Annotated in this window: 20 protein-coding genes and 1 tRNA gene; 17 read left to right on the forward strand and 4 right to left on the reverse strand. The window is 70.1% G+C overall.

The genetic code is table 11. The features are described from left to right. Positions 1–154 precede the first annotated feature (154 nt). The gene (locus ACZ69M_RS01470) at positions 155–2,257 is read left to right on the forward strand and encodes a hypothetical protein (protein ID WP_470045914.1); all 2,103 of its coding nucleotides are present in this window, start codon (positions 155–157) and stop codon (positions 2,255–2,257) included. Between the two features lie 197 nt (positions 2,258–2,454). Then, positions 2,455–3,660: a glycosyltransferase family 2 protein gene (locus ACZ69M_RS01475; RefSeq protein ID WP_470045915.1), complete on the forward strand. Its 1,206-nt coding sequence runs from the start codon at positions 2,455–2,457 to the stop codon at positions 3,658–3,660. Between the two features lie 51 nt (positions 3,661–3,711). On the opposite strand, the gene ACZ69M_RS01480 is transcribed toward ACZ69M_RS01475, so the two are convergent. Continuing rightward, positions 3,712–5,109, reverse strand: coding sequence for a polysaccharide pyruvyl transferase family protein (locus tag ACZ69M_RS01480; protein WP_470045916.1), 1,398 nt, complete (start codon positions 5,107–5,109; stop codon positions 3,712–3,714). A 248-nt stretch (positions 5,110–5,357) separates the two neighbouring features. On the opposite strand from ACZ69M_RS01480, the gene proB reads away from it, so the two are divergent. From proB to ACZ69M_RS01505, 5 genes are all read left to right on the forward strand, one after another. After that, positions 5,358–6,497 carry a glutamate 5-kinase gene (gene proB, locus ACZ69M_RS01485; RefSeq protein WP_470045917.1) on the forward strand — a complete coding sequence of 380 codons (1,140 nt, stop codon included), beginning with the start codon at positions 5,358–5,360 and terminating at the stop codon, positions 6,495–6,497. Positions 6,498–6,711: 214 nt separating this feature from the next. Next, positions 6,712–7,191, forward strand: a complete 480-nt coding sequence (locus ACZ69M_RS01490; RefSeq protein ID WP_470046343.1) for a hypothetical protein — start codon at positions 6,712–6,714, stop codon at positions 7,189–7,191. A gap of 61 nt (positions 7,192–7,252) precedes the next feature. Then, positions 7,253–8,539, forward strand: a complete 1,287-nt coding sequence (locus ACZ69M_RS01495) for a glutamate-5-semialdehyde dehydrogenase (protein WP_095854712.1) — start codon at positions 7,253–7,255, stop codon at positions 8,537–8,539. Between the two features lie 89 nt (positions 8,540–8,628). Then, positions 8,629–9,252 (forward strand): SCO2584 family spore wall biosynthesis protein, encoded by a 624-nt coding sequence (locus tag ACZ69M_RS01500; RefSeq protein ID WP_470045918.1) that lies wholly within the window; start codon positions 8,629–8,631, stop codon positions 9,250–9,252. Between the two features lie 144 nt (positions 9,253–9,396). Beyond that, the gene (locus tag ACZ69M_RS01505; RefSeq protein ID WP_470045919.1) at positions 9,397–10,464 is read left to right on the forward strand and encodes an SCO2583 family membrane protein; all 1,068 of its coding nucleotides are present in this window, start codon (positions 9,397–9,399) and stop codon (positions 10,462–10,464) included. A 193-nt stretch (positions 10,465–10,657) separates the two neighbouring features. Here ACZ69M_RS01505 and ACZ69M_RS01510 read toward each other — a convergent pair whose 3' ends face one another. Continuing rightward, positions 10,658–11,836, reverse strand: coding sequence for a M48 family metallopeptidase (locus ACZ69M_RS01510; protein WP_470045920.1), 1,179 nt, complete (start codon positions 11,834–11,836; stop codon positions 10,658–10,660). Between the two features lie 103 nt (positions 11,837–11,939). Here ACZ69M_RS01510 and ACZ69M_RS01515 point away from each other — a divergent pair, with 103 nt between their 5' ends. The 7 genes from ACZ69M_RS01515 to ACZ69M_RS01545 all read left to right on the forward strand — a co-directional run bounded on the left by ACZ69M_RS01515 (position 11,940) and on the right by ACZ69M_RS01545 (position 16,635). Further along, complete coding sequence (locus ACZ69M_RS01515) at positions 11,940–12,098, forward strand: hypothetical protein (protein ID WP_095854716.1); 159 nt, start codon at positions 11,940–11,942, stop codon at positions 12,096–12,098. 206 nt (positions 12,099–12,304) lie between these two features. Further along, positions 12,305–12,466: a hypothetical protein gene (locus tag ACZ69M_RS01520; RefSeq protein ID WP_403688282.1), complete on the forward strand. Its 162-nt coding sequence runs from the start codon at positions 12,305–12,307 to the stop codon at positions 12,464–12,466. 247 nt (positions 12,467–12,713) lie between these two features. Next, entirely contained in the window at positions 12,714–13,280 is a 567-nt protein-coding gene (gene nadD / locus ACZ69M_RS01525) for a nicotinate-nucleotide adenylyltransferase (protein ID WP_248297702.1), read from the forward strand. Between the two features lie 25 nt (positions 13,281–13,305). After that, complete coding sequence (locus ACZ69M_RS01530) at positions 13,306–15,105, forward strand: LCP family protein (protein ID WP_470045921.1); 1,800 nt, start codon at positions 13,306–13,308, stop codon at positions 15,103–15,105. Between the two features lie 172 nt (positions 15,106–15,277). Continuing rightward, positions 15,278–15,721 carry a ribosome silencing factor gene (gene rsfS, locus ACZ69M_RS01535; RefSeq protein ID WP_075032719.1) on the forward strand — a complete coding sequence of 148 codons (444 nt, stop codon included), beginning with the start codon at positions 15,278–15,280 and terminating at the stop codon, positions 15,719–15,721. 116 nt (positions 15,722–15,837) lie between these two features. After that, positions 15,838–16,455 carry a histidine phosphatase family protein gene (locus tag ACZ69M_RS01540; protein ID WP_352046253.1) on the forward strand — a complete coding sequence of 206 codons (618 nt, stop codon included), beginning with the start codon at positions 15,838–15,840 and terminating at the stop codon, positions 16,453–16,455. Positions 16,456–16,562: 107 nt separating this feature from the next. Beyond that, positions 16,563–16,635, forward strand: a tRNA-Ala gene (locus ACZ69M_RS01545). 81 nt (positions 16,636–16,716) lie between these two features. On the opposite strand, the gene ACZ69M_RS01550 is transcribed toward ACZ69M_RS01545, so the two are convergent. Beyond that, complete coding sequence (locus tag ACZ69M_RS01550; protein WP_470045922.1) at positions 16,717–17,634, reverse strand: helix-turn-helix transcriptional regulator; 918 nt, start codon at positions 17,632–17,634, stop codon at positions 16,717–16,719. 224 nt (positions 17,635–17,858) lie between these two features. On the opposite strand from ACZ69M_RS01550, the gene ACZ69M_RS01555 reads away from it, so the two are divergent. From ACZ69M_RS01555 to ACZ69M_RS01565, 3 genes are all read left to right on the forward strand, one after another. After that, positions 17,859–19,223, forward strand: coding sequence for an MFS transporter (locus tag ACZ69M_RS01555; RefSeq protein ID WP_470045923.1), 1,365 nt, complete (start codon positions 17,859–17,861; stop codon positions 19,221–19,223). Positions 19,224–19,292: 69 nt separating this feature from the next. Further along, positions 19,293–19,466: a hypothetical protein gene (locus ACZ69M_RS01560; RefSeq protein ID WP_101405208.1), complete on the forward strand. Its 174-nt coding sequence runs from the start codon at positions 19,293–19,295 to the stop codon at positions 19,464–19,466. Positions 19,467–19,469: 3 nt separating this feature from the next. Next, positions 19,470–19,703, forward strand: coding sequence for a hypothetical protein (locus tag ACZ69M_RS01565; protein WP_010986886.1), 234 nt, complete (start codon positions 19,470–19,472; stop codon positions 19,701–19,703). On the opposite strand, the gene ACZ69M_RS01570 is transcribed toward ACZ69M_RS01565, so the two are convergent. Continuing rightward, positions 19,672–20,904 carry a glycosyltransferase 87 family protein gene (locus ACZ69M_RS01570; protein WP_470045924.1) on the reverse strand — a complete coding sequence of 411 codons (1,233 nt, stop codon included), beginning with the start codon at positions 20,902–20,904 and terminating at the stop codon, positions 19,672–19,674. The genes ACZ69M_RS01565 and ACZ69M_RS01570 overlap by 32 nt on opposite strands. Positions 20,905–21,031: the final 127 nt, after the last annotated feature.

Below are 21,031 nucleotides of genomic sequence, written 5' to 3' on the forward strand. Positions count from 1 at the left end.
TGGAATTCAGGCCTCTGAGTCTGCGCGTTTGCCGCGTATTCACAGAGGCCTGAGTCAGTAAAATTCCCGGATTGTCCGCGATCGCCCGCAAGGCCCTTTTCGTTAATCAAGCAGTAACAAAACCGGCACATACCCCCCAAGAGCAGGTTTATCCGTGATATCCACCGCTATACGCGTTGCCCGGGTGGGCAGTGCGGCCGAGTTGGCCGCGGCGGCCCTCATGATGCTGGGCTTCCCCTGCCTGATGCTGGCCGCGCTTCTCCCGAGCGTCGGTGCCTTCGCCGCCGCGGCCGCTGTGACGTACCTGGCGGACCACTATCTGCACCGGCGCGGCAGCTATCTGATCAACCGCCTCAGCAAGGTGCGCGCCGGTCTGTCCATCAGGTTCCTGATCCGACAGCTGCTCCTGGTCCTGCTGCTCGCACGCCTGGACCTGTCCGACAGCATGGTCTTCTACGCGGCGATCGCGTGCTTCCTCGCCTTCTACGGCTTCCAGGCCCCGCACAGCGCGCTGATCGCTCTGATCCGGCTGCGCCGCAAGATGCCGGTCGCCACCCGCAACGTCGACCTGGCCTCGCGCATCCGCATCCCGGACGCACCGCCGCGCGCCCTGCTCAGCCGGGCCGCCGAAAAGATGCTCCACCTCGACCTGCTGGCCGTCGCCGGTGTCCTCGTCACCGGGGCCACCGACAGCAACGTGTACGGCTTCGCGGGCATCGGGGCCACGCTGGTGCTGGCGTTCGTCTACGTCGTCGCGCTCGTCCCGTACATCCGCGGCAAGAAGACCCCGCCGGACGCGGACACGGTCCTTGCGGCGGTCGACGGCTGGCTGCGCGAGTACCGCCCGGAGACGGTGCTGTACTTCTCGGGCTCCAGGGACTCGGCGTACCAGGTCAACATGTGGCTGGAGACGATGGAGCAGCTGGACACCCGGCCGCTGATCATCCTGCGCGAGCGCGCCATCCTGGAGCGCATGGCGCCCACCACGGTGCCGGTCATCTGCGTGCCCGGAGGGGTGCACCTGATGAACATGGACCTGTCCACGGTGCGTGTCGCGCTGTACGCGGCGAACGTCGGCAAGAACATCCACATGCTGCGCGTCCCGACCATGAAGCACGTCTTCATCGGCCACGGCGACAGCGACAAGCTGGCCAGCGTCAACCCGTTCAGCAAGGCGTACGACGAGGTGTGGACCGCCGGTCGCGCGGGCCGCGACCGCTACGCCATCGCCGACGTCGGTGTCCGCGACGACGACATAGCGGAGGTCGGCCGCCCGCAGCTCGCCCCGATCCAGACCTGGCGGGGCGTGCCCGAGGGGCGTATCCCCACGATCCTGTACGCCCCCACCTGGGAGGGCTGGGACGACAACCCGGGCAACACCTCGATCCTGCTGGCGGGCGCCAACATCGTGCGCGCGCTGCTGAAGGCCGAGCAGCCCGTCCGCGTCCTCTACAAGCCGCACCCGTTCACCGGCACCCGCAGCCCGCAGGCCAAGACCGCGCACGAGAAGATCGTCGCGCTGGTCGAGAAGGCGGCCGCCGAGCGCGCCGCCGACCCGCGCTTCGCCGTCGACGCGGCGGCCCAGTCCGCGGCCAAGGCGGAGCTGGCCCGCATCGGGGCCCGCATCGAGAAGCTGACCGGTGTCACCGAGAGCGGTGACGAGGCCGAGGCCACCCGCGACGGCATGGTCGACACGGCCGCGCACGCCGAGGTCGCCCGGCTGCGCACCGAGTGGAACGACGCCTACTGGCGCTCGTTCGGCAGCTGGGAGCACCGGGTCATCACGGGCGCCGAGCCGCGCCTGTACGACTGCTTCAACGTCTCCGACGCGATGGTCTCCGACATCTCGTCCGTGGTCTCCGACTTCATCGCGAGCGGCAAGCCGTACGCGGTCACGGACTCCGCGGAGCTGGGCGTCGAGGAGTTCAAGCGGCAGAACACCGCGGTGCGTGCCGCCGTGATCCTGTCGAACTCGGCGCGCGAGCTGGGCGAACTGCTCGCCGAGGTCACCGACCCGTCCGCGGACGCGCTCGCCGCCGACCGCCGGGAGCTGAAGGAGTACCTGCTCGGCCCCGACGAGCCGGCGTCGATCGACCAGTTCAACGCCGCGGTGCGCGACCTCGCGAAGAAGTCCCGGGCGCGCAACCTCGGCCAGGAGACCGGCGCGTCGGCCGCCGCCGTGGAACTCGCGAACGGGGTTCCCGGGCAGCGCAAGGCTTCGGCGGACGAGACGGGCGGCGCGGCCGTCAAGGGCTGATCCCTCTCGCCGAGCAGTCAGGGACAGGGTCCGGCCCCGAGGAGCATCCTCGGGGCCGGACCCTGTCCCGTTCCCCGTAAACCTGTGAACCGCATCACATCTGTGGTCCGATGAGGCAACCTCCTAGTACTTTCAACCGTCTTTGAGGTAGCCCTTGAGCTGATACGGGGGAAATGTTCGGATGACAATGGAGAAACGTGACCGTGACGCAGCCTGATGTGAGCGTGATCATCGGGGCGTACGAGGCCATGCCCTACCTGGTCAAGTGCCTGGAGTCGGTCGAGGCCCAGACGCTCGACCCCGCTCGTATCGAGGTCATCGCCATCGACGACGGGTCGAAGGACGGCACCGGCGAGTACCTCGAGGAGTTCGCGAAGCGTGCGGCCATGACCGTCACGGTGATCCGGCAGGCCAACTCCGGCGGCCCCAGCGGCCCGCGCAACGTCGGCCTCGACCAGGCCCGCGGCCGGTTCGTCTTCTTCCTCGACGCCGACGACTACTTCGGCCCCGAGGCCCTGGAGCGCATGGTCGCCATGGCCGACGAGCACAGCACGGACGTCGTGCTCGGCAAGGTCATCGGCGTCAACCGCAACGCCCCCAAGTCGATGTGGGGCAAGAACCAGCCCCGTACGGACGTCTTCTCCTCGCAGATCAAGTTCACGCTCAGCGCGCAGAAGCTCTTCCGGCGCGAGCTGCTCACCCGGTACGACATGCACTTCGACGAGTCGCTGAAGACCGGCGAGGACGCCCTCTTCACCATGGAGGCCTACCTCCGCGCCGACGGCGTCTCCGTGGTCGCCGACTACGACTGCTACTACCTCGTCGGCCGCGACGACGGAAAGCACGTCACCAAGAGCGGCAGCTACACCCTGCGCTTCGACTCCGCCCGCGCCCTGATGGGCCTGATCGCCGAGCACGTGCCCGCGGGCAAGCGCCGCGACGGCCTGATGGTCCGCCCCTTCCTCGTCACGCTGCTGCCGCAGTTCGGCCCCGTCTTCCTCAGAGACGACGAGGAGGTCAGACAGAACAAGCTCGTGCTGGCCAAGCCGCTGATCGACGCGTACTGGACCGAGGGGGTCGCGAACCGCCTCAAGGTCAACGAGCGGCTCCGGGTGAACCTCGCCGGTCAGGGCCGGGGCGACCTGCTGGTGGACGTCCTGGACTTCATCAAGAAGAAGAAGGCGCCCACCCTCCACGTGGACCCGCGCAGCCGCAAGGCCTACCTCGCCTACCCGCACTTCCGGGACAAGGCGGCGCCGCTCCCGGACGGTTGGTTCGTCCCGACCTCCCGCGAGACGGTCACCATCGAGAGCTTCAAGTTCGCCCCCGCCGCCCACTTCCCGGGCATGCGCACCGCCCGCAAGATGGCGCGCAAGATCCTCGGACCGCGCCGCGCGGGCTGACGAAGAGGCCCGTTCCGCGGCCCGGAGGGCTACGGAACGGGCCGGTGACGGCTACTGGCGCCCCGCTTGCAGGGCCTTCCGCAGCGGGCGCCCCACCGCTCGCCGGGCGATGCGGTAGACGGAGCGCTGCGGCGCCGCAGCGGCCGCCGGCTGCACGGCGGTCTTGCGGGCCTTGTCGAGTTCGCGCCTGAGCTTCGCGTTGTCCGTGGACAGTTCGCCGATACGGGTCTGGAGCCAGCCGAACCGGCTGGTCAGCGAGGTGACGTCGGCGTCGTTCCAGGGCCGGATGCCGGCCGGGAAGGCGAGCGAGCGCAGCCGTTTCTCGTGTGCCGCGCCCCCGTCGCCGTGCGTGAACGTGTTCTCCAGGCCGTTGCGCTCCAGGAAGCCCATGAAGCGGTCGAAGCGCTCCTGGTGGCCGCCGGTGAGCGAGCCGAAGTCCGCCTCCGCGTACAGCTCGGCCGGGTCGAGGTCCTGCGGCAGCGCGTTGATCCTGCGGTGCGGGATGCCGAAGTAACGGCACAGTTCAAGGGTGCGCGAGTCGCCGCACAGCACGGTCGCGGGCGTACCCGCCAGCAGCGCCGCGATATTGCCGTGGATGCGGGAGCCGAACGAGAAGTCGAAGTCCCGCAGGTCGTCGATCCAGGTCACGGGGTCGATGTACACACGGACCTTGTCCTCGCGGTACATCGGGTGATCGGGGTGCGTGGGCATCGCGGTGACGGAGCCGTTCGGATCCGACAGGTCGCGCCAGTGCAGCTGGCGGCCGTCGCTGAGGTTCTGTCCGACGAACCGCAGGTGGGGGTAGCGGGCGTGCGCCCGGCGGATGACGCCGTCCAGGCCCTGGGACTTCACCGCACTGTGCGAGCCATTGATCGCGACCCGGGACCCGGGGCCGAGCGCGGGCGCGTTCTTGCGTACGTCGAGCTCCCTGCCGTACATGAACATCGACGGGCAGCCGATGACCTCGACGTCACGGAAGCCCATGTCCTTCAGATACCGCTCGGTGAACTCGCCGCGCACCCCGATGGACGCGCTGCGCTCGAGCACGGCGGTGACGAACTCCCGGACGGCCGGTTCCATGGGCTTCAGCCTGGCCGGGTTGTAGTCCAGACCGGTCTGCGCGCCGATGCCCGGCACGACCACCGGGATCCGCAACTTGCTGATCAGCTGCGTCAGCCGCCTGAGCTGGGGCTCGAACGAGGGCCGGAACGCGTTGGCCAGCGGAACGACGAAGGCGTCGTACTCCTCGTTGATGCGGCCCGCGGCGGCGACGTTGGTACGGATGCCGTTCGACACGACCTCGGCGCGAGGCGTCTCGAGGATCTTGTGCGCGGCGTCGCTGAAGATCAGGTTTCCCGCGTTGGTGGCGATGACGTCCTGGTGGAGGGCCTGCTCCACAGGGACGACGTCGTACGGGCTCTTCCCTGATCTCAGGAGTATGCGCTTCACCGGATGAACATTAGATGCCACGTTGGTCAACTTATCTTTGCGCCATCTTTAAGTTCCATGAGGAACCCGCACAACCTTTTGTGCATACGCGGGACGTGAGCGGGTGGCTACGCCCCGGTGATCACGAGGGGGTGGGCACCGTCCGCAGGCTGGACCGACGGGCGCCGCCCCCGCCCGTTCGCGTAGATTGCCGGGCGGGAGCGACGCGAGGGGACACATCGCAGGTGGCAGGGCAGGTGACTGGGCACATGGCAGGCCAGGTGGCAGGGGCGAGGCAGGCCGCGGCCGGGGCCCACAGGATCGTCGTCAAGGTGGGTTCCTCGTCGCTGACCACGGCCGCGGGCGGGCTCGACGCCGACCGTGTCGACGCGCTCGTCGACGTCCTCGCCAAGCACCGCAGCGGCGGCGAGAAGGAGATCGTCCTCGTCTCGTCCGGCGCCATCGCCGCCGGCCTCGCCCCGCTCGGGCTGCGCCGCCGCCCCAAGGACCTGGCCCGGCAGCAGGCCGCCGCCAGCGTCGGCCAGGGCCTCCTGGTCGCCCGCTACACCGCTTCCTGCGCGCGCCATGGCGTCCGTGTCGGTCAGGTGCTCCTCACCGCCGACGACACCAGCCGGCGCGCCCACCACCGCAACGCCGCCCGCACCCTCGACAAGCTCCTCGCGATGGGCGCCCTGCCGGTCGTCAACGAGAACGACACCGTCGCCACGGACGAGATCCGCTTCGGCGACAACGACCGGCTCGCCGCGCTCGTAGCCCACCTCGTACGGGCCGACCTGCTGGTCCTGCTCTCCGACGTGGACGGCGTGTACGACGGCGACCCCAGCAAGCCCGGCACCTCGCGGATAGCGGAGGTCCGCGGACCCGGGGACCTCGCGCACGTCGACGTCGGCACCGCGGGCAAGGCGGGCGTCGGCACCGGCGGCATGGTCACCAAGGTCGAGGCGGCCCGGATCGCTGCGGCCGCGGGCATCCCCGTGGTGCTCACCTCCGCCGTGCACGCCGCCGAGGCCCTCGCGGGCGGCGACACCGGCACGTACTTCCACCCCACCGGCAAGCGCTCCGCCGACCGGCTGCTGTGGCTGCAGCACGCCTCGACCCCGCAGGGCGCGCTCGTCCTGGACGACGGGGCCGTGCGCGCGGTCGTCGACCGGCGCACCTCGCTGCTGCCGGCGGGTATCGCGGCCGTCGAGGGCGACTTCGCCGCGGGCGATCCCGTCGAGCTGCGCGACAGCACGGGGCGGGCGGTCGCACGGGGCCTGGTGAACTTCGACGCCAAGGAGATTCCCCAGCTCATCGGGCGCTCGACCCGCGAGCTGGCCCGCGAGCTGGGACCGGAGTACGAACGCGAGGTCGTACACAGGGACGACCTCGTGCTCCTGCATCCGTAAGACGCCTGTTCCGCACCACCTCTGAAACAGCTGTCCAGTACACCCGGAAAAGGCCGATTCCGAGGCCCCCGCCGGGGGACGTTGTGTAAAAGTGCCACACGGCGGCTCCCCACCTGCTCAACTTTGTTGCGGGGAGACCCCGATGCAGCCCGATGCAGTACGACGATTGCGGACCATTGCGGACCATTGCGAAAAGGAGGCCGTCGTGAGACGAGTGCGCCCTGGGGCGGCGGCGTCCCGCGGCGGTGCCGCCTCCCGGGCGGGTGGTCCGGCTTCCCGCGCGACGGGCGAGGAGCGGGCCCTGACGAGCGTCGCGGCCGGTGACACCTACGCGGGCGAGAGGCCGGCCGACCAGCCCCGGCTGTGGCACGTCACGCTGAGCGTCTCGGGTGGCGAGGCCCCGCTGAAGGAGGTCAGGCGTGCCCTCGAACAGCTGGCCCACGACCACCCGTTCCTGCTGACCAGCCGCTACGCCAACGACCACGCGGAGATCCGCTACTGGGAAGAGGCCCGCGACCTGCACGACGCGGCCGCCGTCGCCCTGCGCCTGTGGGGCGAACACCGCCAGACCGCCAAGCTCCCGCCCTGGGAGATCGTCGGCCTGGAGGTCATCGACCGCGAGACGTATCACCAGCGGATCGCGGAGGGGTATGGGCCACTTCCGGCCACTCCGGTCGGAGTCCATCCCTTTTGACCCTGTCTCGGGGTGTGGGACAGCCGCTGGACGGGTCCGTCCGGCGCACTACCCTTCCGATATGACCACGCTCTCGCCGTACGACTCGATGTCCCCGGTCACCCAGGCCGCCTACCGCGCCAAGGCCGCCGCCGCCGATCTGGCGCCCCTGCCGCGGGCCGAGAAGGACGACGCGCTGCTCGCGATCGCGGACGCGCTGGAGGTCCGTACGAGCGAGATCGTCGCGGCCAACGCCAAGGACATCGCGCGCGCCCGCGAGGCCGGCACCAGCGAGACCGTCATCGACCGGCTCACGCTCACGCCCGAGCGCGTGCGCGCCATCGCCTCGGACGTGCGGGACGTCGTCTCGCTGCCCGACCCGGTCGGCGAGGTCGTGCGCGGCTCGACCCTCCCGAACGGCATCGACCTGCGCCAGGTCCGCGTCCCGCTCGGCGTCGTCGGGATCATCTACGAGGCCCGCCCGAACGTCACGGTCGACGCCGCCGCCCTCTGCCTGAAGTCCGGCAACGCCGTCCTGCTGCGCGGCTCCTCCTCGGCCTTCGAGTCGAACACCGCCCTGGTCCGGGTGCTGCGCGACGCCGTGGGCGGCGCCGGTCTGCCCGCCGACGCCATCCAGCTGGTGCCCGGCGAGGGCCGCGAGTCGGTGCGCGAGCTGATGCGCGCCCGCGGTCTGGTCGACGTCCTCATCCCGCGCGGCGGCGCCTCGCTGATCCGCACGGTCGTCCAGGAGTCCACCGTCCCCGTCATCGAGACCGGCACGGGCAACTGCCACGTGTACGTCGACGCCAACGCCGACCTCGACATGGCGATCGACATCCTGATCAACTCCAAGGCGCAGCGGCCCAGCGTCTGCAACTCCGCCGAGACGCTCCTCGTGCACCAGGACATCGCCCCCGAGTTCCTGCCGCGCGCCCTGGACGCGCTCGCGGACGCCGGGGTCACCGTGCACGCCGACGAGCGCGTCCTCGCCTACGCCAAGGACTCCAAGGCCACCGTCGTCGAGGCCACGCCCGAGGACTGGGAGACCGAGTACCTCTCGTACGACATCGCCGCCGCCGTCGTCGATTCGCTCGACCGGGCCGTCGAACACATCCGGCTGTGGACCTCCGGCCACACCGAGGCCATCGTCACCACCTCGCAGCAGGCCGCCCGCCGCTTCACCCAGCTGGTGGACTCCACCACGGTCGCCGTGAACGCCTCGACCCGCTTCACCGACGGCGGCCAGTTCGGCTTCGGCGCCGAGATCGGCATCTCCACGCAGAAGCTGCACGCGCGGGGACCGATGGGGCTGCCGGAGCTGACGAGCACCAAGTACATCGTCACGGGCGACGGACACATCCGGCGCTGAGCCCGCGCTCCGCGTGAGCCGCGTCTCGTCAGGCGGATGAATTTCCATACCGTCTGCCCAAAATGACCCCCCAGGTCTACTCTGGATCCGTGCCGGAGGACGTGGGGGGCACGCCGTTCCCTGACGGCTGGGAGCCCGACGACGACCGCGACCGCGGGGGTGCGGACGAAGAGTTCGCCTCCGTGGTCTTCGACGAGGACTTCGTGCGTGCGGCGGTGATCCATGAGCCGACCGCCGTCGAACGCCTCCTAGCAGCCGCGCAGGCCCGCGCGGAGGCCTCAGAGGCCGAGGCGCGCCGGGCGCACTCCCGGGGTGCCCGCGGCGACGACGAGCGCTATGAGGACGGGTTCGGGCCCGACGGCCCCGGCGATTTCGACCATGACCCGGACCTGGACGACCTCGACGACGCCGAGATCCTCGAAGGCCGCTACGGAGTGCCGGGCTCGTACCGCAGATACGGCAGGGCCTACGGAAAACAGGCCCGCTGGCACCGCCCCGTCGCCTGGGTGCTCGCCCTCGTGATGGGCGTCGGCATGGTCGCCCTGGCCTTCACGGCGGTCTACCGGGGGGCCTCCTCGGGCCGCCAGGACCAGGTCCCGCCGCCCGCCTCCACGGGCCTCGAACAAGGCCAGGACAAGGTCACCGGCACCGGCCCCTCCGCTTCGGCCGAGTACTCCCATTCGGCCGTGTCCGCGGTTCCCCGAACGCCCTGACACCCATGGCGCCCGCGCCGTCCCTGACTGCCCTTCGAACATTCTGACGATCGCGACGGTCCTTGGCGATCCTGGTGAGAACCTGTCAGAAGTTGTCGTGTACCACGGCGTTTACCTGAGCCCCCGGAGACCTACCCTGAAGGTATGGGCGGGCCTGGAGACCCACCTGAGGGGACACCCGAGGGCGCTCCCGCTGGTGGAGAGGACGAATACCGATCCGTCGTCTTCGACGAGTCGTTCGTCCGCGCTGCCCGCCTCCAGGAGTTCTCCGCGCAGGAGCGGATGGCCGACCACGCCCCGGCCGTACGCCGCCGCCCCACCCTCCAGCGAGGTCTGCCCCGGCAGGCGCTGATCCTGGTCCTGCTGATCGCCGTCGCCTTCGGCACCGCGATCTACATGGGCGTGCGGCACCCGTACCAGACTCCGGTCGCCCAGCCTCCCGAACCGCTGCGGATGACCGTCATACCCCTCGCGCCCCAGACCGCCGTGCCGGGGGCCGCGAGCGCCGAGGAACTGTACGCGCACAGCCCGGCCGCCCAGTTCGCCGTCGGCGCCGACGGCATCGCGCTGCCCGCCTACCGGCGCACCGCGCACTTCTCCGACAGTCAGGTCGTGGCCGCCCTGACCACCGCCAAGGACTACCTGGTCAAGTCCTCGCTCGACCCGGAGGTGCTCACGGGAGTGACCAACCGGCCCGTGCGGATCCTGCTCGCCCCCCAGCAGCTCGACCAGTTCGACCAGAGCTTCGACCACCCGGCCGCCGACGGTCGGCACGCGCCCACCGGCTGGCTGGTCCGCTTCGACCCCACCCGCGCCCAGCTCGCCGACTCCAGGATCAGGGTGCAGGGCACCCTCCAGGCCGCCGAGTTCGACTCCAGCACCCTTGAGGTCGTCGCCGACCACACCTTCGTGTACGCCCTGAAGCCGGCCGGCTCGGACGTCAACGCGAAGGCCTCGCTGTTCACCGTCCGGCGCGAGCTGCAGTTCCGCTTCGACCGCGACGACCTGCGCATGCACCAGGCCGAGGTGGTCGTCTCCTACGTCCAGGCCGGACCGCTCGCCTGCTCCGAGGACTCGGTGAGCCATCTGCATCCGCTGCTCGCGGGCCAGACGGCGAAGGCGGGCGGCCCGGCCGGCACCGACCCGTACGCGACGGGCAGCGCGACGGCCCTGTGCGGCTCACTGGCGACGAGCTCGCAGCCGAGGGTCTGACAGCCAAGGGTCCGACGGCCGAGGGTCTGACGGCCGAGGGTCCGACGGCCAAGGGTCCGACAGCCGAGGGTCTGGCGGTCGAAGGTCTGGCGGTCGAGGCCCTGGCGGCCGATGGATGGTCTGGCAGCCGCAGGTCCGACGCCCAGAGTTCTGGTTCTGACCGGGACCGTCGCGTTCCCGGCTCCCGTGCGTGTCAGTCGTCGTCCTCCGGGGTGCTGTCCCGGGGCGGCTGGTCCTTCGGCGAGGTCCGGTCCTCGGGGGTGGTCTGGTCGTTCGGGGCAGTCTGGTCCTTAGGGGTGCTCTGGTCCTTCGAGGTGCCGCCGGCGAAGCCTCCGAACCCGCGCCGCACCCGCCCGCCGAGGTCGCCCGCGCCTCCCGCGATGTCGCTGACCAGCTTCATCAGCGGGTCCTTGGAGTTCTTGACGTCCGTGGCGTAGCTCGCCGCCGACTGCCGGAAGGAGTCCGAGACCGAGGTCTCCTTGTCCTCGGTGCGCCGCGGATAGTGACCGTCCATGATCCGCTGGTAGTCGCGGGACTCCGCCCACTTCTTCAGCTCGGCGGCGCGCACCGTGGTGAAGGGGTGGGTGCGGGGGAGGGTGTTGAGGATCTTGAGCACGGAGTCGCGCAGGTCGCCCCCGGCCTCGTACTCCTCGGCCTGCTCAAGGAACGCGTCCACGTTCATCTCGTGCAGGTGATTTCCTCCCGCGAGCTTCATCAGGCCGCGCATCGAGGCCTTCAGGTCCTGCCCGACGAGGAGCCCCGCCCGGTCGGCCGACAGCTCCGACTTGCGGAACCACTCGCGCAGGGCGGTCACGATCGCCATGATCGCGATGTTGCCCAGCGGGATCCAGGCCACCCGGAGCGCGAGATTGGTCAGGAAGAGCAGGATCGTGCGATAGACCGCGTGCCCGGAGAGCGCGTGGCCGACCTCGTGCCCGACGACGGCCCGCATCTCCTCCTCGTCCAGCAGCTCGACGAGCCCGGTCGTCACGACGATGATCGGCTCGTCCAGGCCGATGCACATCGCGTTCGGCTGCGGGTCCTGGGCGACGTACATCGGCGGGACCTTCTCCAGGTCCAGGATGTGGCAGGCGTCCCGCAGCATCGTGTTGAGGTGCGCGAACTGGGCGTCCGAGACGCGCACCGAGTCGGACAGGAACAGCAGCCGCAGGCTGCGCTCGGGCAGCAGGCCGCTCAGGGCCTTGAAGACCGTGTCGAAGCCGCTGAGCTTGCGCAGGGCCACGAGGGCCGAGCGGTCCGCCGGGTGCTCGTAGGTGCGCGAGGAGATCCCCTCGAAGCGCCTGCGCTGCCTGCTCGGCACGTTCTCGTGCCCGTTCTCCTGCCCGTTGTGCTGGTGGCCGTTGTCGGACATGTGTTCCCCCATGTGCGTCTGAGTGCCCTTTGTGCCCCCAAGGCACGGACCAGCCTAGGCGGAGATAACGTGGACGGGCAGTACAGAGAAGGAGTCCATCGCCATGGAGCACATCCCCGCAGCCGCCTGGCTCACCGAGGCCGCGAACGCGGCAGACAAGCAAGGCCCGGGCAATCTGCTCCGTGTCGTGCTGATCGTGATGATCGTAGGGGTGGGCCTGACCGCCTGGTTCCTGCTGCGTGGGTACAAGCGGGACGACTGACGCGGGGACAGGCGGGACGGGTTGACGCGGGACCGCTGAGGCGGGACGGCTGAGCAGGGACAAGCCGGACGACCGAGGGTGTGTCGGCCGGGGAGGCCGGAGCAACCGGCGTCCCCAACGGCGGAGTCGGCGTGATCGCGACCGAGGCCCCCGCATACGATGGACCGACGTCTTTATCCCGCCCACACCGGATAGGTCCTGCCGAGATGAGCTTCCACAGCACCGCTGCACACTTGGTCACCGTTGCCGCCGAAGGCGAGCAGGGGGGCAACCACGAGAGCCTGAACCCGTTCCTGACCGGCGGTGGCGCGCTGTTCGTGCTGCTTCTGCTGCTGTGGATCACCACGCGTTTCAACCGCGACCGCTGAGCCTTTTCGGCCGTTCGGAGCCGTCCCGGGGACCCCTGTCGGGCGGAGCCCGTCGACCGGGCCGGTAGGGTCTGCACGCATGGGAGAGCAGGACATGCCTACCGGTCCGGCGAGTGACACGGAGAGCGGCGCCGTCGGCGGCGCCGCGGGTGACGCGCTCGGCGGCCCGGTGAGAGGCAGGGTGAGCCGGCTGACGACCGGCCCCGGGAACGGCCCCTCGAATCCGGGCAAGCGCCGCCTCGGCGTCATGGGCGGAACGTTCGACCCGATCCACCACGGGCACCTCGTGGCGGCCAGCGAGGTCGCCGCGCAGTTCCACCTCGACGAGGTGGTGTTCGTGCCGACCGGGCAGCCGTGGCAGAAGTCCGACCGGAAGGTCTCACCGGCCGAGGACCGCTACCTGATGACGGTCATCGCCACAGCCGAGAACCCGCAGTTCTCGGTGAGCCGCATCGACATCGACCGCGGCGGCCCGACCTACACCACGGACACTCTGCGCGATCTGCGCGCCCTCAACCCCGACACCGATCTGTTCTTCATCACCGGTGCCGACGCGCTTGGCCAGATCCTCACTTGGCGGTACGCGGAAGAGTTGTTCTCCCTCGCGCACTTCATCGGAGTCACCCGGCCCGGTCACACCCTGACCGACCCGGGTCTGCCGGAGGGCGGCGTCTCGCTGGTCGAGGTTCCCGCGCTGGCCATCTCCTCCACAGACTGCCGTGCGAGAGTCGCCAAGGGCGACCCCGTCTGGTATCTGGTGCCGGACGGTGTGGTGCGCTACATCGACAAGCGTGAGCTGTACCGCGGCGAGTGAGGCGAGTGAGCCGAGAGGGGCACCGGTGAACGACCGATACGACGGATACGCGGGCGGCGACCAGTACGAGCTCGTCGGCTACGACGAGTTCGGGCAGCCTGTGTACCGGCAGGTGGCGCCCCAGCAGCCCCAACAGGGCTACGACCCGTACGCGCAGCCACAGCAGCCCCAGCAGCAGCACCAGGGCTACGGCTACGACCCCTACGCGACCGGCGCGGGGGGCTATGACACCGGTCAGCAGCAGCCCGTGTCCTCGTACGACACCGGTCCTCAGACCGCGGTCCCCGCCTACGACCCGTACGGAGCCGGTGCGTCCGGCGCCGCCGGGACGACGCCGTCGTACGACCCCTACGGGCAGACGGTGCACACGGGGCAGGCCGGCCAGGCCGGGCAGACAGGGCGGGCCGGGCAGACGGGTCAGTCCCGGAGCGGGACCGGCGCCGCGGGCACGAGCACCGGGCAGCAGCCCCGGGTCGCCGAGCAGACCGCGTACATCCCGCAGCAGGCGCGCCCCGCGGAGGAGAAGGAGCCCCGGGCCGACCGGGACTACCGCACCGAGCAGTTCGCCTTCGTCGAGGAGCAGGAAGCCGAGCCCGAAGACGTCATCGACTGGCTCAACTTCACCGAGAACCGTACCGAGCGCCGCGAGGAGGCCAAGCGCCGCGCCCGCAGCAGGATCGTCGCCCTGGTCGTGGTGCTCGCCCTGGTCGCGGTCGGCGGCGTCGGCTACCTCTGGTACGCGGGGAAGCTGCCCGGCACCTCCTCCGGTGGCAAGTCCGCCGCGACGACGGCCACGGGTGCCCAGAACCGCGACGTGATCGTCGTCCACCTGCACAACACGAAGGGCGGCGGCACCTCCACGGCGCTGCTCGTCGACAACACCACCACCAAGCAGGGCACCACCGTCCTGCTGCCCAACTCCCTTGCCCTGACGGACGACAGCGGCTCGACGACCACGCTCGCCAAGTCCGTCGGCGACGACGGCTCCTCCGGGACCCGGGACGCGATCGACACGGTGCTCGGGACCAACATCCAGGGCACCTGGCGCCTCGACACCCCCTACCTCAACAACCTGGTCGACCTCGTCGGCAGCATCGACCTCACCACCAACGCCGATGTGCCGGACCCCGACGCGAAGAAGAAGGGCGAGGCGCCCCTCGTGAAGAAGGGCGAGAACCAGACCCTCAGCGGCAAGATGGCCGTCGCCTACGCCACCTACCGGGCCTCCGGCGAAGCCCAGAACGCACAGTTGGAGCGGTTCGGACAGGTCATGCAGGGCGTGCTGCGCAAGCTGTCCTCGGACAAGCAGGCCGCGACCACCACCGTGCAGACCCTGGCGCAGATCCTCGACCCCTCCCTGACCGACCAGGACCTCGGCGCCTTCCTCGCCAAGCTCGCCGACCTCGCCAAGGGCGGCGACTACAAAACGGCGCTGCTGCCCGTGCAGCAGGACGGCACCCTGAGCGAGAGCGCCACCAACAGCGTGGTCAAGGACGTCCTCGGCGGCACCGCCAAGAGTCCCGACGCCGGTGCCGCCGTCCGGGTCGGCATCAAGAACGCCACCGGGACCAAGGACGCCACCGAGAAGTCCCGCGTCGTCCTGGTCAACGGCGGCTACACCTTCCTGGACGCCGGCACCGCCGCCACCGCCCAGAGCGTGTCGCAGATCACGTACACCGATGCGGCCAGGAAGAACGACGCCATCGAGGTCGCGAAGACCCTCGGCCTGCCCACCAGCACCGTGAAGAAGGGCAGTGGCTCGTCCAACGCGGACGTCTCGGTGGTCCTCGGCCAGGACTACAAGGTGACCACCTCCACCGGGTGATCACGGTGACCGCTCCACTGGGCGATCACGAGGAGTGGTCACGGGTGACCCTCCGGAGCGGTCGGCGCCACGTCCCGGGGGCCCCGGGACGTCGCCACGGAAACGCGTGGGGCGCCGTCGGCGGTCCGTGAGACCCTTGAGTCATTACTGACCGCCGACGGAAAGCCGCGTAGTGACCGCCACGGACCGCTCCATCGAGCTCATCACCACCGCCGCGCAGGCGGCCGCAGACAAGCTCGCGCACGACATCATCGCCTACGACGTCAGCGACGTTCTCTCGATCACCGACGCCTTCCTGCTGGCGTCCGCCCCCAACGACCGCCAGGTCAAGTCGATCGTCGACGAGATCGAGGAGCGGCTGAACAAGGAGCTCGGCGCCAAGCCGGTGCGCCGCGAGGGCGACCGCGAGGCCCGCTGGGTACTGCTCGACTACGTCGACATCGTGGTGCACGTGCAGCACAGCGAGGAGCGTGTCTTCTACGCCCTGGAGCGGCTGTGGAAGGACTGCCCCGAGCTTGACCTGCCCGCCGACGCCAAGGCCACCCGCGGCAAGGCCGCCGAGCACGCCAAGCTGCAGGCCGAGGAGGACTCCGTCGAATTCGGGGAGCTGCGGTGACCGCGGCGGGCGCCGAGGCGGCCAGGACGTCCGCCACGGGTGACGCCCAGACGGGGCGGCAGCCGACCGTCGCGGGCGTCGAGGCCGGGGAGAAGCCGGGCCGCGGTCGCCGCGTCATCCTGTGGCGGCACGGCCAGACCTCCTGGAACGTGGATCGTCGCTTCCAGGGCACCACGGACGTCGAGCTCACCGAGACGGGCATCGGCCAGGCCCGCCGAGCCGCCCGGCTGCTCGCCTCGCTGAAGCCCGATGTGATCGTCGCCTCGGACCTCCAGCGCGCCGCGAACACGGCCGCCGAACTGTCCACGCTCACCGGCATCGACGTCATCCACGACGAGGGCCTGCGCGAGACCTACGCGGGCGTCTGGCAGGGGCTGACGCACGAGGAGATCATCGCCCAGTACGGCGACGAGTACGCCGCCTGGAAGCGTGGTGAGCCGGTGCGCCGCGGCGGTGGCGAACTGGAGACCGAGGTCGCCGACCGCGCCGCCCCCGTGGTGCTGAGCCACGCCGACAAGCTCCCCGAGGACGGCACCCTGGTGGTCGTCAGCCACGGCGGCACCATCCGCACCACCATCGGGCGCCTGCTCGGCCTGGAGTCCCGGCACTGGGAGAGCCTGGGCGGCCTCTCCAACTGCTGCTGGTCCGTCCTCGGAGAGGGCGCGCGGGGCTGGCGGCTGCTCGAGCACAACGCCGGCACATTGCCGGAGCCGGTGCTCGGCGACGACGACTGAGCGGCCCCCTGTCCGGTCCCGGGGGCCAGGCGGGACCGGATTTCACTTTCTGGCAGGTCGCAGGCTAAAGTTCTTCTTGTTCGCCCCGCCGGGCGGGAAGAACACAAGGGGCTATAGCTCAGTTGGTAGAGCGCCTGCATGGCATGCAGGAGGTCAGGAGTTCAATTCTCCTTAGCTCCACAGATCAACTCTCTTGAGTTGTCAAAGATCAGCACAGATCAGTGATGAGAATCCCGTTCCTTTCGAGGGGCGGGATTTCTTTCATGTCCCCCAGGTTGTCGGTGACATGGGCGACATCGGTCCCAGGGATGCCGTGGCGGTCGCGAGTGACGGTGGCCACAACCGCTCCCGCCGCTCGCGCAGAACCGCCAGCCCCTTGCGCGCCTTCTCGTCGTCCGGGGTGTAGGCGACGATCCGGCACTCCGGCATCCCGTTGATGGACAGCGACACCGAGGTCATCCGCAGTTCGCCCACCGCCTCATGGCGGAACGTCTTCACACGTGGTCCCGGCGGGAGGACGTCCCCGCCCGCCCACAACTCGGCGAAGCGCGGGCTGGCGGCCGACAGCTTGCGTATGTAGTCCTCCCAGGCGGGCTCCCCGACATGTCTGCCGTACGCGGAGCGCAGCGTCGCCACCATCAACGGCAGTTCGCTGTCCAGGAACACCACGGGGCAGCCGGGCTCGGGCACGGTGAACAGGGTCCACAGCACGTTGGGAACGCCGATGCCGAGCGTCTGCGGCACGAAGAACAGGTCGCGGTAAGGGGGGTTGGCGGCCAGGATGTCGTACCGCGAGTTGTAGACCGCCGCCGGGCGCGGATCGAGGGCGTCGATGATGCCCTGGATCTCCGCGCTCACGGTCTGCGCGGGGAGCTCCGGCTCGGACTCGTAGGGCACTTCGGCCAAGTGGTACAGGTGCTCCCGCTCGGTCTGGTCCAGGCGCAGGGTGCGCGCCACCGCGTCCAGGACCTGAGGAGAGGCGTTGATGGGGCGGCCCTGCTCCAGCCATGTGTACCAGGTCACACCGACCCCGGAGAGCTGCGCGACCTCTTCGCGGCGCAGACCCGGTGTGCGGCGTCGTAAGCCCGGGGGCATCCCGACGTCGGCGGGTGTCACCCGCGCCCGCCGGCCGCGCAGAAAGCCGGCCAGCTCGGGCCTGCGGCGCTGTGTCGTGTTCATCGGCTTCACTTCCCCCGTCTTCCATCGTCCGCGCTGAACCCGTCCGCTGCCAGGTGCTGTCAGTACCAGCATCGGCGGGCTCTCGGCACCTGCATCCGGCCGCCGCCAGGCTCGGAGCCATGACGACGACAACCCCCGCGGGCCCAGGTCCCGCAGCGGATTCAAGTCCTGCGACCAGTAAAGCCCCCGGCACTGACAATCGCCCCGCACGACTGCTCGCGGTCGTGCTCACAGCCCAGTTCATGGCACTGCTCGACGTTTTCATCGTGAACGTCGCCGTGCCCACGATCGGTTCCGAACTCCACGCGTCCGGCGCCGGAATGCAGTTGGTGGTCGCCGGATACTCCATCGCGTACGCCGTACTGCTGATCACCGGCGCGCGCCTCGGCGACCTGCTCGGCCACCGCCGCGTCCACCTCGCCGGGCTCGCGCTGTTCACCGCGGCCTCGCTGGCGTGCGGACTCGCCGGGGGAACCGGGGAGTTGATCGCCTTCCGGCTGGTTCAGGGCGCCGGTGCGGCCGTGATGATCCCGCAGGTGCTCAGCCTGATCCAGCGCCACTTCACCGGCGAGGCACGGGCCCGTGCCCTCGGTGCGTACTCCGCCGTCGTCGCGACGGGAGCCGCGGCCGGACAGGTGCTGGGCGGCGTCCTGGTCAGCGCGGACCTGTTCGGTACCGGCTGGCGGCCGGTGTTCCTGGTCAACGTGCCCGTGGGCCTCGTGCTCCTGGCCGTCGGCCACCGCGTCCTGCCCCGGGATGCCACGGGAGCCGTAGAGCGCTCACGCGGCCTCGACCTGCCGGGCCTCGTCCTGCTCGGCGCGGCCGTGTCGCTGTTCACCGTGCCGCTCGTGCTCGGTCAGGAGGAGGGCTGGCCGCTGTGGTCCTGGCTGTCGCTCGGCGCGGCCGTGATCCTCTTCACCCTTTTCTGTCTGTACGAGTCCCGGCTCGCCCGGCGAGGTGGAGCGCCGCTGATCTCACCCCGGGTGCTGCGCCACCCCGGCATGGGTCTCGCGGTCTTCCGCCTGCTCGCGGTGATGGCGGTCAACGCGGGCTTCCTGTTCGCGCTGACCCTGCACGTTCAGGGCGGCCTCGGGTACAGCGCGCTGCGCGCCGGACTCACCTTCGCGCCGACCGCGGTGGTCTTCGGCCTGGTCGGTCTGACCTGGCGCGACTGGCCGGCAGCTCTGCAGGGTGTCCTGATCCCGGCCGGCTTCGCCATCGCCGCCGTTTCCGTGGCCGGTGTCGGAGCTGTGCTGAAGGGCGGGGGCGACGGTGGTTTCTGGCTGTACGTGGCGTTCGCGGGCATGGGGACCGGTCTCGCACTGGGCTTCAGCCCCACGCTGACCAGGGCTCTGGCCACGGTGCGGCCAGAGGATGCGGCGGACGCCAGTGGACTGCTCGCGACGGTCGCCCAGCTCGGGCAGCTGATCGGTGTCGCGGCCTTCGGCACACTCTTCTTGAACCGACTTGAGTCACTTGGGGCTCCGGGGGCGTATACCTCTGCGGACGCGCTCCTCATGTGCACGTATGCGCTGGCCGCGACGGCCACGTCGGGTGCCGTGTCCGGACTGGTACGAAGGCGTCGCTGACCGTATTGCTCCGGCCGTGGCAGAATCAAACGGCCGGAAGGGGGCGCGGCCCGACGGGAGGGAGAAGCGATGCCTGCGAGCATCCTCGAGGAGGTCGACGATCTCCTCGATGTGGCACAGACACGTAGAAGAGCCACTCTCCTCGACTGTCCTTCCTGCGGATCGGTCCACGTCGCCCAGGTCCTCGGCGACAACGGCGGGATCTCCTACGTGTGCACGGCCTGCGGCCACAGCTGGAGCTGATCGATGGGTGCACACAGGCGGAAGTGCGATTGGTGCGGCAGTGGTACGCCCATCGTCCGCGACATGGAGCCGGTCAACCACGACTACCAGTACTGGTGCGAGGAGTGCGCGCGGGCGCTGATCATAAAAGGCGACCCGATCGAGACGTACCGCGAGCTGGAGGGCGAGCCGATCTACGGCCGGCTCCTCGACGAGCACTGCACGCTCAAACGGTTCTATTCGTTCGCCACAGCTTGACCCCGATCAGGGTCAGGAAGACGAGACCGGCTCCTTCGTAGAGGGCCGACAACGTCAACTGGGCGCCCGTCTGGCGCAGTTCGAGCCGTCCCGGGCCGTGTGGCACCCACCACAGCGCGTACGAGCAGAAGGCCAGTGCCGTACCGGCGGCGGTCACCAGTGCCGTACCGGCGGCCGTCACCTGGGCCGTGCCGACGGCGGCCGCCCGGCCGCGTGTGCCGAGGATCAGCACCATCGGCACGCACCACACCCAGTGATGCGACCATGACACCGGGCTGATCAGCAGCGCCGTGACCGCGCAGGCGGCCACCGCCCAGGCGCGCCGTCCGCGAAGCTCCGCCGTCACGGCGACCCCGAGGCCCAGGGAGCCCGCCACGGCCGCCGAGGCGACCCACCAGAGGCCCGGCTGAGTGGTGTGCAGCAGCCGGGCCAGTACCCCGCGCAGCGACTGGTTCGCGGTGTCCTCCACGAGCCCGACCCGACCCGTCTCGAAGACCATGCGGCTCCAGAAGTGCCATGAGTCGTAGGGCAGGGCGGAGGCCGCCAGCAGGGTTGCCCCGGCGAACGTGAGGGCCGCCCCGCGCGCGTGCCGCAGCCAGGGGCCTCCAGGTCCCCGCCGTGCGTGTGCCACGACACCGGTGATCAGCAGGAACATCGCGAAGAGCGCCGGTGTCAGCTTGATCGCCGCCGCGAGCCCGATGCCCACTCCGGCCCACCGGTGCCGGGGCCGCCGCGTCAGGTCCCACAGCACCAGCACGCCGAGCAGCAGATTGATCTGCCCGTACCGCACGGTCGTCCACACCGGCTCGCACCACACGGCCACCGCGGACACCCACCAGACGCCCTCCATGCGCGCGTGGTCGACGAGCCGTAGCGAGAGGGCCACGAACGCCACAAGAAGGGCCAGATTTCCGGCCGTCGCCAGGGTCCGCATGGTCGACGTGTCCAGCAGCGTCAGGGGCGTGAACAGCAGCGCCGCGAACGGCGGGTAGGTGGTCGGCAGATGGGCCTCGGTCGTACGCAGCGCGTAGAGGTCGCCGCCCGCGCGGACGGTCTCGCCCTCCGCCCGGTACACCATCAGGTCGATCATCGACACGTGCGCGGCCCGCTGCGCCCACCAGAAGGCGGCGAAGGACAACAGGCACGCCCCCACGGCGGCGGGCGCACGGCGGCGGACACGGGGGAGCGCGATCACGGTCACGAAGGCCGACACTATCCCTCATGTCCGCATTGTCCGCACGGCGCGGAATCGATTTGGTGGTGCACGGGGAGGACCGTGTAATGTTGGCGTCGCCGCCGGGGAAACCGGGCGACACGGTCGATATGCG

This window comes from Streptomyces sp. NPDC107454 (assembly GCF_055582885.1).

Bases quoted from the DNA above. Each gene is read 5' to 3' on its own strand.
- ACZ69M_RS01505 (WP_470045919.1), top strand. From the start codon at position 9,397: ATGGGCGGGCCTGGAGACCCACCTGAGGGGACACCCGAGGGCGCTCCC.
- ACZ69M_RS01560 (WP_101405208.1), top strand. From the start codon at position 19,293: ATGCCTGCGAGCATCCTCGAGGAGGTCGACGATCTCCTCGATGTGGCA.
- ACZ69M_RS01510 (WP_470045920.1), bottom strand. From the start codon at position 11,836: ATGTCCGACAACGGCCACCAGCACAACGGGCAGGAGAACGGGCACGAG.
- proB (WP_470045917.1), top strand. From the start codon at position 5,358: ATGGCAGGCCAGGTGGCAGGGGCGAGGCAGGCCGCGGCCGGGGCCCAC.
- ACZ69M_RS01515 (WP_095854716.1), top strand. From the start codon at position 11,940: ATGGAGCACATCCCCGCAGCCGCCTGGCTCACCGAGGCCGCGAACGCG.
- ACZ69M_RS01550 (WP_470045922.1), bottom strand. From the start codon at position 17,634: ATGAACACGACACAGCGCCGCAGGCCCGAGCTGGCCGGCTTTCTGCGC.
- ACZ69M_RS01495 (WP_095854712.1), top strand. From the start codon at position 7,253: ATGACCACGCTCTCGCCGTACGACTCGATGTCCCCGGTCACCCAGGCC.
- ACZ69M_RS01565 (WP_010986886.1), top strand. From the start codon at position 19,470: ATGGGTGCACACAGGCGGAAGTGCGATTGGTGCGGCAGTGGTACGCCC.
- nadD (WP_248297702.1), top strand. From the start codon at position 12,714: ATGGGCGGAACGTTCGACCCGATCCACCACGGGCACCTCGTGGCGGCC.
- ACZ69M_RS01520 (WP_403688282.1), top strand. From the start codon at position 12,305: ATGAGCTTCCACAGCACCGCTGCACACTTGGTCACCGTTGCCGCCGAA.